The sequence below is a fragment of the Pseudomonas caspiana genome (genome assembly GCF_002158995.1).
Lineage (GTDB): Bacteria > Pseudomonadota > Gammaproteobacteria > Pseudomonadales > Pseudomonadaceae > Aquipseudomonas > Aquipseudomonas caspiana.
This window is the reverse complement of sequence record NZ_LOHF01000044.1, coordinates 1-13,137: the sequence shown is the minus strand read 5'-3', so window position 1 is coordinate 13,137 and position 13,137 is coordinate 1. Positions and strand designations below refer to the sequence as shown.

At 57.4% G+C, this 13,137-nt stretch carries 13 protein-coding genes; 11 read left to right on the top strand and 2 right to left on the bottom strand.

Translation table 11 applies throughout. The features are described from left to right. Positions 1-99: 99 nt before the first annotated feature. A complete protein-coding gene (locus AUC60_RS27160; RefSeq protein WP_087274648.1) occupies positions 100-1,344 on the bottom strand; it encodes an aspartate aminotransferase family protein in 1,245 nt (414 codons plus the stop codon). Positions 1,345-1,445: 101 nt separating this feature from the next. Between AUC60_RS27160 and AUC60_RS27155 the strand changes: the two genes are divergently transcribed. The 11 genes from AUC60_RS27155 to AUC60_RS27105 all read left to right on the top strand — a co-directional run bounded on the left by AUC60_RS27155 (position 1,446) and on the right by AUC60_RS27105 (position 12,193). After that, the gene (locus AUC60_RS27155) at positions 1,446-2,363 is read left to right on the top strand and encodes a LysR family transcriptional regulator (RefSeq protein WP_087274646.1); all 918 of its coding nucleotides are present in this window, start codon (positions 1,446-1,448) and stop codon (positions 2,361-2,363) included. A gap of 518 nt (positions 2,364-2,881) precedes the next feature. After that, positions 2,882-4,096: a methyl-accepting chemotaxis protein gene (locus tag AUC60_RS27150; RefSeq protein WP_087274644.1), complete on the top strand. Its 1,215-nt coding sequence runs from the start codon at positions 2,882-2,884 to the stop codon at positions 4,094-4,096. A gap of 9 nt (positions 4,097-4,105) precedes the next feature. Then, entirely contained in the window at positions 4,106-4,474 is a 369-nt protein-coding gene (locus AUC60_RS27145; RefSeq protein WP_087274642.1) for a response regulator, read from the top strand. Between the two features lie 38 nt (positions 4,475-4,512). Then, positions 4,513-4,803: an STAS domain-containing protein gene (locus AUC60_RS27140; protein ID WP_087274640.1), complete on the top strand. Its 291-nt coding sequence runs from the start codon at positions 4,513-4,515 to the stop codon at positions 4,801-4,803. A gap of 46 nt (positions 4,804-4,849) precedes the next feature. Continuing rightward, entirely contained in the window at positions 4,850-6,976 is a 2,127-nt protein-coding gene (locus AUC60_RS27135; protein WP_087274639.1) for a chemotaxis protein CheA, read from the top strand. Positions 6,977-7,007: 31 nt separating this feature from the next. Beyond that, positions 7,008-8,666, top strand: a complete 1,659-nt coding sequence (locus tag AUC60_RS27130) for a methyl-accepting chemotaxis protein (RefSeq protein ID WP_087274637.1) — start codon at positions 7,008-7,010, stop codon at positions 8,664-8,666. Positions 8,667-8,704: 38 nt separating this feature from the next. Further along, a complete protein-coding gene (locus AUC60_RS27125; protein WP_087274635.1) occupies positions 8,705-9,244 on the top strand; it encodes a chemotaxis protein CheW in 540 nt (179 codons plus the stop codon). Positions 9,245-9,263: 19 nt separating this feature from the next. Continuing rightward, complete coding sequence (locus AUC60_RS27120) at positions 9,264-10,070, top strand: CheR family methyltransferase (RefSeq protein WP_193441885.1); 807 nt, start codon at positions 9,264-9,266, stop codon at positions 10,068-10,070. Then, positions 10,067-10,594: a chemoreceptor glutamine deamidase CheD gene (gene cheD, locus AUC60_RS27115; RefSeq protein ID WP_087274633.1), complete on the top strand. Its 528-nt coding sequence runs from the start codon at positions 10,067-10,069 to the stop codon at positions 10,592-10,594. Before AUC60_RS27120 ends, cheD begins: the two co-directional genes overlap by 4 nt. Continuing rightward, the gene (locus tag AUC60_RS27110) at positions 10,557-11,633 is read left to right on the top strand and encodes a protein-glutamate methylesterase/protein-glutamine glutaminase (RefSeq protein WP_087274631.1); all 1,077 of its coding nucleotides are present in this window, start codon (positions 10,557-10,559) and stop codon (positions 11,631-11,633) included. Before cheD ends, AUC60_RS27110 begins: the two co-directional genes overlap by 38 nt. Before the next feature lie 119 nt (positions 11,634-11,752). Continuing rightward, on the top strand, positions 11,753-12,193 hold the full coding sequence (locus AUC60_RS27105; protein WP_087274628.1) for a CBS domain-containing protein: 441 nt from the start codon (positions 11,753-11,755) through the stop codon (positions 12,191-12,193). Between the two features lie 142 nt (positions 12,194-12,335). Here the strand turns inward: AUC60_RS27105 and AUC60_RS27100 are convergent, their stop codons facing one another. After that, entirely contained in the window at positions 12,336-12,983 is a 648-nt protein-coding gene (locus AUC60_RS27100) for a hypothetical protein (protein ID WP_202973087.1), read from the bottom strand. Between the last annotated feature and the right edge of the window lie 154 nt (positions 12,984-13,137).

Genomic DNA, 13,137 nt, shown 5'->3' with positions numbered 1-13,137 from the left:
CGATGGCGGTCTCCCTGATACACCGCCATCGCGGCCTCGCGTTACTCGTGCGCTCCTACAGGTCCGTTGTTTGCCGCGAAATAGCGCCAGGAACCACTCCTAACAAACCTGCAGCGGATGTACCGCCTTCTTCCCGGTTTGCGTCAGCACACTCTGCCCTCCCAACCCGGTACAAGACGCGAGCGTCTTGCACACCCCCAACACAATTGCATCGATCTCCTGCTCATTGATCGTCAAGGGTGGCAGCAGGCGAATCGTCTTGCCCCGTGTGACGTTAAGCAGCAAGCCGTGCTCGTGCGCGGCAATCGCCGTCAGATTCGGCAATGGCCGGGTCAGCTCGATACCCACCATCAACCCCTTGCCCCGAATCTGCAGTACATCCGGGTGTTCACTCAGGGCAGCGCGCAATCCAGCCAGTAACCGTTCGCCCTGCAACCGAGCGTTACCCAGCAGGTTCTGATCCTTGAGGATGTCCACGACGGTGCAGCCAACCCGGCACGCCAGCGGATTGCCGCCGAACGTACTGCCATGGCTGCCCGGCGTGAACAACTCAGCCGCTTTGCCACGTGCAAGACAGGCGCCGATGGGGATGCCATTGCCCAGGCCTTTGGCCAGGGTCATCACGTCCGGAACGATACCTTCATGCTGGAAAGCAAACCACTGACCGGTACGGCCCATGCCAGTCTGAATCTCATCCAGCATCAGCAACCAGGCGCGCCGACTGCACAGCTCACGCAAGGCCTTCAGGTAACCCGGTGGAGCCAGTTGCACACCGCTTTCGCCCTGAATGGGTTCCGCCAACACTGCTGTAATGCGATGGCCGTAGGTCTGGCATACCTTGTCCAGCGCCGCTAAATCACCAAATGGCACTTTGACGAAGTCACCCGGTAACGAGTTGAAGCCCAGCCGCACGGCCGGACCGTCACTGGCTGACAAGGTCCCGAGCGTCCGTCCGTGGAAAGCGTTGTCCATGACCACGACCAACGGCTTTTCAATCCCTTTGTGCCAGGCGTACAACCGGGCCAGCTTCAGCGCCGTCTCGTTGGCTTCAGCTCCGGAGTTGTTGAAGAACGCGCGATCCATGCCGGCCAGACCGGTCAGTTTTTCAGCGAGCTGCTGCTGCCATTGAATGCTGTACAGATTCGAGGTGTGCATCAGCAAGCCTGCCTGTTCACTGATCGCCGCCACCAGCCGGGGATGTGAATGACCCACATTGGTAACCGCCACGCCTGCTACCGCATCCAGATATTCGCGACCCGCCTCGTCCCACAGGCGTGTACCCAGACCGCGAGTAAAACCCAGTGCAAGGGGTTGGTAAGTGCTCATCAGGCTAGTGGCGGTCATGTTTGAAGCTCCATCTCAGGCGTTGTTTTTTCCAGTATCGTTAGCAACCTGAGCTGGATAAACGGCTATTCTCTTCATACATTTTAAAGCTGGGCTTGATAATGGACTTACTCCAGGCAATGTCGGTTTTTGTGAAAGTGGTGGAAACCGGCAGCATGACGGCGGCGGCGCTGGAGTGCGGGATGTCGACCACCATGGTCGGCAACCATTTACGGGCGCTGGAACAGCGGCTGGGCGTCAGTCTGCTTAAACGCACGACCCGTCGGCAGGGCCTCACAGAGTTCGGCGCCACTTACTACCAGCGTTGCGTGGATGTCTTGGCGTTGGTCGCCGACTCCGAGCAACTGGCGGCGCAATCTCAGGATATTCCCCAGGGGACATTGCGGATCACTGCACCTTTCACCTTTGGCTCGGAAAGCCTGGCCCCGGCGCTTAGCGAGTTCATTGACCGTTACCCGCAGATCAAACTGGATATCGTCTGGAGCAACGAGCGCATGGATTTGATCGGCCAGGGGTTCGACGCCGCGATCCGTCTGGGCCGGCTTCATAGCTCAAGCCTGATCGCCAGACCTTTGCAGGATTACACCCTGACCCTGTGCGCCGCGCCGTCTTATCTAAAACGCCGCGGTATCCCCCTCGAGCCCATGGACTTGCAGCAGCACGACTGCCTGGCCTTTGCCTATCCGGCGGGTGATGACTGGAGCGCAGCTGAAAAACACTGGCGACTGACCGGTGCGGATGGCGAGGTGCGGGTTCCGGTTAGCGGTCCGATTACCATGAATACGTCTGCCGGTCTGCATAAAGCCGCTCGCGCTGGAGCCGGGATCGTCATGATGCCCGACGCTCTGGTGCGCGAAGATCTGGCCGACGGCAGGCTGATTGCATTGCTGCCCGATTACCAACTGCCCTGCCGTCCGATGCATTTACTGTATGCCCAGGATCGCTACCGCTCACCGAAACTGCGTAGTTTTGTCGACTTCGTGATGGAGTTATGGGGGCGTCCGGTGCAAGCGCGGTAGCGTCGCGCTCAAAACAGGGCAAACGTTGCTTACCGCACCCCGCTGGCTCGCGGCAACGGGTGGAGCTGCAACAACTGACGAAGAGCTGAGATGGCAGGATAACCGGTCCTAGCCTCGTCCAACTCCTGTCGGGAATGCTTGCCGAATCAGGCTGTTGTAGTCATTCCTGGCTCTATTGAACAACAGCTTCTGCGCCATCGTCAGTCGGTTGACCAGCCGAGACGGCACCAACCGAGCATAAAAATAAAAAAAGTTATCGTCATTCAAGACAAAATATTTCCGTTCTGGCACCGCCCTGCTACGGTTTTTCCTGAGTCGATATCAGGGGAATCCTTGTGATCTCGGGGTTAATCCCCTCCTCAAAACGCCATACGCGTAACGACATGCCTTCGAACGGAGAGATTTTCTGTCCGACTGCTCGACGATTGACGCCAATAATGTGACTAAAGTCTCAGCCGCCTTTGCAGATAACACGGTATTCGCAATATTTCCTTTTGTTGCTGTTCAAGGAACGAACCATGACGCCGAGCCCAAACGGTAGCCCTACTCGTCACAAAACTGCTGCGCTTTTCCTCTGGTTTCCACTGGTACCTGCGGCAGCAGGTTGTGCCGCGCTGTTGTTGTCGGCGCCGACGCAGTTGAATATCGGTTTGAGTGCTGCAGTGCTGGCAGTAGGCGTTGCAACCGGGTTATTCGCTGCATCCAGTCAGAATCGTAAACTTCAAGCAGTAAGTCAGGCAGCAGCGCTGTATCAACAGCAAGCTGCGGACAATGCCTCTCTGCAATCCAATGCGCAGATCAACGAAGTTCTGCTGGGCGCGATGCCAATCTGGGCCAAGCAGGTAGAAAGCTCGCGCCAGCAGACAGAAACCGCCATCGTTTCGCTGGCCAATCGTTTCACCGGCATATCCTCGCGGCTCCAGGAGACAGTCCACGCGTCTCAACACGCGGCAGGCGATCTGGGCGGAGCAGACACTGATGGTGCCCTGCAGGTTCTCGCGCAGAGCGACAACGACCTGGTTCAGGTCATCAACTCCCTCAAGGCCACCCAGACCAGCCGCGACGAAACTCTCGCGCAGGTTCGCAACCTCACCGCCTATACCGGCGAGCTGCGCACAATGGCCGCCGACGTTGCCGCCATTGCTGCGCAAACCAACTTGCTGGCCCTTAACGCAGCCATCGAAGCTGCCCGTGCTGGCGAGGCTGGTCGTGGTTTTGCGGTGGTTGCCGATGCCGTGCGCAGCCTGTCGAGCAAGTCCAGCGAAACCGGACAACAGATGTCAGCCAAGGTCGACATCATTAATACCGCCATTACTCAGTTGGTACAGGCAGCCTCCAGCGGAGCCGATCAGGACAGCAACTCGGTGTCGAACTCGGAAAGCAGCATTCAGCGTGTTCTGGAGCGCTTCAAAAGCGTCACCGAGCGCCTCGGCGAATCCGCCGAAATGCTTCAGCAGGAAAGCTTTGGTATCCGTGACGAAATGACTGAAGTGCTGGTCAGCCTGCAATTTCAGGATCGGGTCAGCCAGATCCTGACTCACGTACGAGACAACATTGACGACCTGCATGCCCATCTTCAGCAAGCCACGCAGGCACCCGATCAGGCGTTGACGATCGATGCGCGCAGTTGGCTGGCACGTATGGAGGCGACCTACGCCACCGACGAGCAGCGCGACACGCACCATGGCAGCAGCGCCAGTCAGCAGAATTCCCAGGAAATAACCTTCTTTTAGGAGAGCCTCATGGCTAAAAATGTATTGGTTGTCGACGACTCCAGCAGCGTTCGTCAAGTGGTCGGCATTGCCCTGAAAAGCGCTGGTTATGACGTCATCGAAGCCAGCGACGGCCGTGATGCATTGACCAAGCTCAACGGCCAGAAAGTGCACCTGATCATCAGCGACGTAAACATGCCAAACATGGATGGCATCACTTTCGTCAAAGAGGTGAAGAAGCTGCCGAACTACAAGTTCACGCCAATCATCATGCTGACCACCGAGTCTCAGGAATCGAAAAAAATGGAAGGTCAGGCTGCGGGCGCCAAAGCCTGGGTAGTCAAACCGTTCCAGCCTGCGCAAATGCTGGCCGCGGTTTCCAAACTGATCCTGCCCTGATTTGCCTGTTACTTGATGCCTGATACCGGGAGGTTGCGATGCCGCTTGCATGCGAAGTACTCAATGACACGGCACACGTGAACATCGACGGTGAGCTGACTATCTATACCGCCTCGGAGTTGTCCGCCCAACTGCTGCCCCGGCTGGGCGCAACGCCGCAGATGGAGATCGATCTGTCGCAGATCACCGAAATGGACGGCGCAGGCTTGCAACTGCTGATCATGATCATGCGCGAGGCCTCTAAAGCCGGGACCGCGCTGACCTTGACCGGCCACAGCAAAGCGGTACTGGAAACCCTGCAGCTGAGTGGCATGGCACCGACGGTCTAATCACCTTCTTGCACGGCCCCGGCCTTCACGACAAAAGGAACTGAGCGTGAGCATCAATCTCGACCAGGCACTACAAACGTTCATCGTCGAGGCTCGCGAGCTGTTGGAGGCGATGGAAGAGTCATTGCTGCAACTGGAATGCGAACCCGGTGACGCCGACGCCATCGGCGCAATCTTTCGTGCTGCGCATACCATCAAGGGTTCGGCCGGTCTGTTTGGACTGGACCCGATTGTCAGCTTCACGCATATCGTCGAAGACGTACTGGACCGCCTGCGCGAAGGCTGCGTTGCGGCTGACGCCGGCCTGATCGCTGTGCTGTTGAAGTCCGGCGATCATATGCTCGAATTGATTGAGGTCGTCGCCAGCCAGGGCGGCCAACTGCAAGCTCCGGCTGTGGCCCGGGAGGCCGAGCTGCGCAAAAAACTGCAGGCTTACCAGGCACCCGCCAACGTCAGCAGCGATGAACTGGAAGTCATCCCGGACGCAGAAACCCACACTGAACAAACCAGTGCTGTGCTTTGGCATATTTCCTTGCGTTTCGGTCATGACGTATTTCGCAATGGCATGGATCCCTTGTCGTTCCTTCGCTTCCTGAACACGCTGGGTGAAATCGTCACGGTGCAGACCCTGACCGATAATTTGCCGGCCCTCGAAGCCTGGGATGCGGAGTCCTGCTATCTGGGATTCGAAATCGACTTTCATTCCAGTGCGACACACGCAGCCATTAATGAAGTCTTTGATTTTGTCCGCGACGAATGCCAGGTGGAAATCACCAGAGCGGACTCGCAGGATCAGCAGGACCAGACCGGTACTGAACTGATCTCCCAGGCGTCAGACACCCCTGAGCAAGGCACAGCAATGGTGGCCATGGGCGAGTTGCTGGAGGACCAGCGCGCTGTGCCGCGTGTTCCGGCCAATATCGCCAATGAAAAACAACTGTCCAGTGACAAGCCAGCGGAAAGCAAAGGTAAAGATGGCCGCTACGTGCGAGTCAACGCCGACAAGCTCGACGAACTGATCAATCTGGTGGGTGAGCTGGTGATTGCCAGCGCTGGCGCCACCCTGCTCGCCCGTACTTGCGACAACGACCCGCTGCAAGAGTCCACCTCGACAGTCTCCGGGCTGGTAGAGGAAATCCTCGACGGTGCCCTGCGGCTGCGGATGATCCCCATCGGTGACACGTTCAATCGTTTCCGTCGCGTAGTCCGGGACGTCAGCCAGGAACTGGGTAAAGACATTGATCTGATTATCAGCGGTGCGGAAACCGAACTGGACAAAACCGTCGTCGAGAAAATCGGTGATCCGCTGATGCACTTGCTGCGCAACGCCATGGATCACGGCATTGAAAGCGCTGAAGCACGGCTCGCTGCAGGCAAGCCTGCCAAGGGCCACTTACACCTGAACGCCTATCACGACTCAGGCAGCATCGTGCTGGAGATCGCCGACGATGGCGCGGGACTGAATCGCGACCGGATCCTTGAAAAGGCCCAGGAACGCGGCTTGATCGCGCCCGGTGCGACCCTCAGCGATCAGGAAATCTACAACCTGATTTTCGAAGCAGGCTTCTCTACTGCACAAGCTGTCACCAACCTGTCCGGGCGTGGCGTCGGCATGGACGTTGTGAAGCGCAACATTACTTTGTTGCGCGGGACCGTCGATCTGGACAGCAAACCGGGTCAAGGCACCGTGATCCGCATCCGCCTGCCACTGACGCTGGCAATCATTAATGGCTTCCTGGTCGGTATCGGCCAGTCTACTTATGTGATTCCTCTGGACATGGTCCAGGAGTGCGTCGAACTCAGTGAAGGTGACCGCCAGATCAGCCGCGAACAAGGTTATCTGGACCTTCGCGGCGAAGTCCTGCCGCTGGTCTACCTGCGTGACCATTTCCACCACGACGGCCCTGCCGCCCGCCGCCAGAACGTCGTAGTGGTGCGTTATGCAGAACACAAAGCCGGACTGGTCGTGGACGACCTGTTGGGTGAGTTCCAGACCGTTATCAAACCGTTGGGCAAGCTGTTCGGCGCACTGCGCGGTATCAGCGGCTCAACCATTCTGGGCAGTGGCGCGGTCGCATTGATTCTCGATGTTCCGGCTTTGCTCAGCCAAATCGTACACCTTGAAACACGCTACACCGCCAATCCAGCCCAATCGCCCGCAACTGCCCGTTGATGCACATGCATGTCCATGGAGGTAACACCCGATGAAATGGTTTTACGATCTGAAGATCGCCACGAAGTTGATCGCTTCATTTCTCACGGTGCTCGCCCTCACCGCAGTTATGGGCGTGTTTTCCATTATCCAGCTGGGTCAGGTAAACGACACCGCCAGCGAGATTCGCGATAACTGGATGCCGTCGATGCGCGCCGCCTCTGGCATGCGTTTCTTCGCGGCAAATTATCGCATCAAGGAAAACCGCCATGTGGCGGCGCTCTCCATGGATGACAAAAATATGATTGCGCAGGAAGCTGCTGCGGAGAGGAAGCAGTTCGAAACTCGCCTGGAGACCTACGAAAAACTGTTGAGCAACGATGAGGATCGCCGCCTCTTCACCATCACCAAAAATGACTGGGCGGGTTATCTGGCAGTCAGCAAGGACTTGCAGGCTCTGTCCAACCAGAGCCGCGAAGATGAAGCGCGTGCCATGCTGGCTGGCGAGTCCAAGCGTCAATTCGATCTGGTCACGGGTGACCTGCAAAAGCTGGTAGAGCTTAATGACGCCGGTGCAGAAGCTGCCAGTCAGCGCGGCGACGCGCTTTACGACAGTGCGCGGGTCTCCATCATCGGCGTATTGATCGCGGCACTGGTCATCGGCCTGGGTCTGGCGCTGTTCATCTCGCGGATCATTTCCCGGCCGTTGAAAGAAGCCGCCCTGGTTGCCGAGCAATTGTCTGAAGGCAACCTGAACGTGCGTATCGAAGCCGGATCGAAAGACGAAACCGGCATGGTGATCAACGCCATGCAGAACATGGTCGGCAAGCTGTCGCACATCATCGGTGAAGTACGTAACGCCGCCGACAACCTGGCCAGTGCCTCTGAAGAAGTCAGTGCCACCGCCCAGTCCATGAGCCAGGCTACCAGCGAGCAAGCGGCCAGCGTTGAAGAAACCAGTGCCTCCATCGAGCAGATGAGCGCCAGCATCAACCAGAACACCGAAAACGCCAAAGTCACCGATGGCATGGCCAGCAAGGCAGCCAAGGAAGCCACCGACGGCGGCGAGTCCGTACAGCAGACCGTTGTGGCCATGAAGAAAATTGCCCAGCGTATCAGCATCATTGACGACATCGCCTACCAGACCAACCTGTTGGCCCTCAACGCAGCCATCGAAGCGGCGCGTGCCGGTGAGCATGGCAAAGGCTTTGCAGTGGTCGCCGCTGAAGTTCGCAAACTCGCGGAGCGCAGCCAGGTAGCCGCTCAAGAAATTGGCGAGCTGTCTTCCAGCAGTGTCGACATGGCAGAAAAAGCCGGCAACCTGCTCAACGAAATGGTGCCTTCGATCAACAAGACTTCGGATCTGGTCCAGGAAATCAGCGCTGCCTCGGAAGAGCAGGCTGCCGGTGTTGCGCAGATCAATACGGCAATGACCCAGCTCAACTCGGTCACTCAGCAAAACGCTTCGAGCAGCGAAGAACTCGCCGCCACTGCGGAAGAAATGAGCAGCCAGGCCGAGCAACTGCAACAGGCCATGAGCTTCTTCACCCTGGATGCAGCGCCAAAATCGGCCACTCAACCCGCGAAGTACGACGGATCATCAGGCTCTTCAAGCCGCAAGCCATCCCGTCCGGCTCCGCAAACGCCGCAAAAATCGTTTGCGTACAACATGGCAAGCACTCCGGATGAATCCGAGTTCACTCGATTCTGAGCGGATCTTCCCACTCGCTTGCCTTGAAGGAGACAGACATGGGCGCTATCGCTACGACACGACAAAACGCGGCGGTCGTTGAAGAACAGGAGCAGTACCTGACGTTCATGCTCGGCACCGAGATGTTCGCCATCGGTATTCTCGGCATTAAAGAGATCATCGAGTACGGCAATCTGACCGTCGTGCCGATGATGCCGGCCTTTGTTCGCGGGGTGATCAACCTGCGCGGTGCAGTGGTCCCGGTAGTGGATTTGTCGGCGCGTTTTGGCCGCCCCAACTCGGCAACTACCCGTCGCAGTTGCGTGGTGATCATCGAAGCCAGCACAGCAGATGGTCAGGCTCAGGATATCGGTCTACTGGTGGATACCGTGTCGGCCGTCATGGACATTCCCGCTTCGCAGATTGAACCGCCACCGAGCTTCGGCGCGAAAATACGCGCCGACTTCATCAGCGGCATGGCCAAGGTCGATGGCAAGTTCGTCATCGTCCTGGAAGTTGGCCAGGTGCTGTCCATCGACGAAATGTCGAGGCTGGCTGAAGTCGATCAGATTCCGGCTATCGAAGCCGAACAACGCTGATCAGGGACGGGCAGAAATCGTGAACGGAACAGTGCTCAACGACAGGGAATTCAGCCAGTTTCAGTCCTGGTTGTACGGGGCTGCGGGCATCAGCCTGTCGCCTGCAAAAAAGGCACTGGTCGCTGGCCGCTTGTTCAAGCGGCTCAAGCACTATGGGCTGGAAAGCTACGGCGAGTACTTCAAGCTGATCATGAGTGGCCAGCGCAGCGACGAACTGCAGGTCGCACTGGATTTGCTCACCACCAACGAAACGTACTTCTTCCGCGAACCCAAGCACTTCGATTTTCTGCGCCAGCACGTCTTGCCCAAAGCGACTCCGGGCAAGACTTTCCGGGTGTGGAGTGCCGCAAGCTCTTCTGGCGAAGAACCCTACAGTCTGGCGATGACCCTGGCCGAAAGCCTGGGCACCACGCCATGGGAAATCATCGGTTCGGATATCAGCAGCCAGGTGCTCGCCAAAGCTCGCGCCGGGCATTACCCTATGGAGCGCGCCACCAACCTGCCGGTACCTTTGCTGCACAAGTATTGCCTCAAGGGCATTGGCAATCAGCACGGTACTTTCCTGGTGGATCGGGGGCTGCGCAACCGGGTCAACTTTATTCAGGTCAATCTAAATGAGGCCTTGCCGGAACTCGGCGAGTTCGACGTGATCTTTCTTCGTAACGTGATGATTTATTTTGACCAGGAGACCAAGATCAAGGTTGTTGCCCGTTTGCTCCCGCGCCTCAAGTCCGGCGGGTATTTCATTGTCAGCCACTCAGAAAGCCTCAACGGCGTCAGCGATGCAATGAAACTGGTAGCACCCTCGATCTATCGCAAGCCATGAACACCACCGTTGACGAAGTCTTTCTGGCACCCGGCGATTTTCACTTCGCAACAAGCCCTACCCGCATCCGCACGATTCTTGGCTCCTGTGTGGGCATCACACTTTGGCACCCGACGCGCAAGATTGGCGCCATGTGCCATTTCATGCTGCCGAGCCGCACCCACCGATGCGGTGTGCTGAACGGCAAGTACGCTGACGAAGCGATCGAGCTTTTTATCGAGCAAGCCAAAGCACACCGCACGGCACCCGAGGACTATCAACTCAAGCTGTTCGGTGGCGGCGAAATGTTTCCCAACCATAAGCGCGGCGTGCATTACAGCGACGTCGCGCGGATGAACATCAGTGCCGCGCTGGAGCTTGCCGATAGCCATAACCTGGACCTGATTGCACAGGACATGGGCAGCACGGGCTACCGCAACGTCATTTTCGAACTCAGCAACGGACATGTGTGGGTCAGGCACAAACCAATAAGGACAAGCACGGAACATGGCGACGAAAAAAATAAGCGTACTGCTAGTCGATGACTCGGCGGTAGTTCGTCAAGTTCTGCTGGGCATTCTTAACGACACACCTGACATTCATGTCATGGGTGCAGCTTCTGATCCGATCTTCGCCATGGATAAACTGGCCAAAGAATGGCCGGACGTGATCGTGATGGACATAGAAATGCCCCGTATGGACGGCATTACTTTCCTTAAGAAAATCATGAGCGAGCGCCCCACTCCCGTGGTGATCTGCTCGTCCCTGACCCAGAAAGGCGCGGAAACCAGCCTGCAGGCAATGTCTGCTGGCGCTGTTGAAGTCATTACCAAACCGACTACAGGCCTGAAAAACTTCCTGCTGGAGTCTGCTGCCGAACTGGTAGGCGCTATTCGCGCTGCGGCCAACGCCAACGTCAAGAATCTTGGCAGACGGGCCCCTGCTCCGGTGCTGACTCCGGCCACACGACTGAGCGCCGATGCCATCCTGCCGGCCTTGCAGGGTCACGCGATGGCTCAGACCACCGAGCGCATTGTGGCGCTGGGTACCTCCACCGGAGGCACGCAAGCCCTGGAGGCGGTATTGACCGCACTGCCGCGGGTCTGCCCGGGTATCGTCATCGTTCAGCACATGCCGGAGAAATTTACCGCGTCTTTTGCAGAGCGCCTCAATGGCCTGTGCCAGATCGAAGTACGTGAGGCAAAAAACAACGACCGCATCTTGCCGGGCCTTGCCTTGATCGCACCCGGCGGCAAACACATGATGGTCACCCGTAGCGGTGCGTTTTATCACGTTCAGGTAGTGGACGGTCCGCTGGTCAATCGGCATCGCCCGTCAGTGGATGTGCTGTTTCGCTCAGTGGCCAAATTCGCTGGCAAGAATGCCACAGGCATCATCATGACCGGCATGGGGGATGACGGCGCCAGAGGGCTCAAGGAAATGCTCGATGTCGGCAGTGCCACGGTCGCTCAGGACGAAGCAACGTGTGTGGTGTTCGGCATGCCCAAGGAAGCGATAAAATTGAACGCCGCGCAACGCATCATGCCGCTGCATGAAATTCAGCACGCGATCTTGCACAAATAGGGTTTTTCTAACGCTCTCATGCGGTTTTGCAGCTTGCCCTGCGAAACTCGGTCTACGATGCTACGTGCAGACTGTCAGGCCGCCCTACGCCGCCTCGGGTCGTCTCGGGAGAACAAAAAATGAAAACCGTCGCACAACTGCTCAAACTCAAGGCTTCGCACAATCAACAAGTGCACACCATCTCTCCCCATCAGATGGTGCTCGACGCACTTAGACTCATGGCCGAAAAAAACATCGGTGCATTGCCCGTAGTGGACAACGGCAAGCTGGTCGGCGTAGTCAGCGAACGCGACTACGCACGCAAGATGGTCCTCCAGGGACGCTCCTCGGTGGGCACACCAGTAAGCGCGATCATGAGCAACAAAGTGATTACGGTCGATTCCGTGCAAAGCGTCGAAACCTGCATGGGCATCATGACCGACAGCCATCTGCGCCATCTGCCGGTAGTAGAAGACGGCAAGTTATTGGGCCTGCTGTCTATCGGCGACCTGGTCAAAGAAGCCATTGCCGAGCAGGCCAGCCTGATTAAACAGCTGGAGCAGTACATTCGCGGGGATTGAGTCTGCACACAGTGCAGGGATCGCAAGCCTCGTCGGAGCGAGGCTTGTCCGCGAATCAGCCGATACGGTATATCGCCCCTCACTCATGAGGCCGCCAGGTGCCTGCGGAGTAGTAGCTCCTGACTATCATACCGACGCTTCGTCAATCCCGGAGGTTGATCACGCGATCCAGATACCAGCATCCCTGACTTCGCTTGAATACGTAGGTATCCATCTCATACTCCATACCGAAGTCCACCCTGCGTCCGTCACTGGCAGTCGTCTGAACAGAGACCGGGTACCCGACCTTACCTTGCCGCTCAAGCTCGCGCTCCCCAGGAACGGTCCGATCAAAGACTCCCGCGTCCTTGAAATAACGAAAAGGGAAAAGCTCAAGGCGCGAGGGGCCTGTCCGCTCCGAAATATTCGTAATCTGCGATGATTCAGCTTCCTCTTCGCCTGTGTGAGCCGGGACTTCGTACTCCAGCGGATCATCAGTAAAACGGCGGCGCACGTCGTCATCGGCAACATCGGCAAAACGCTTGAGAAACGTAGCAAAATCCTGGGAAGGACAAGCGGCAGTCGGCATCTGCTCACTATGCTGATTCGAACCCTCGCCCTGTGACGCCATAACCTGTGCAGATGATGTGTAACCCGCTACGGATACACAAAGCAATCCAGCGAATGCTGCACAAGCCCTTCGGTGATAGGCTCCCATCCCCGTCCTCTCTTCTGAGTCAATGACTGTTGCATCGGCATCTGCACGTTTTACCGGAAAAATGAAAACCGTTGCACAACTGCTCAAGCTCAAAGCGTCTTCCAATCAGAAAACTTACCCCCCCGCCAGATGGCGCTCGATGCTCTCAGATTCATGGCCGCGCAAGCCAGCCTGACCAGGATTGATGCCATCGCGCAATCTCACGACGAATAACGACCCTGTAGGAGCGCACGAGCACCGCGAGGCC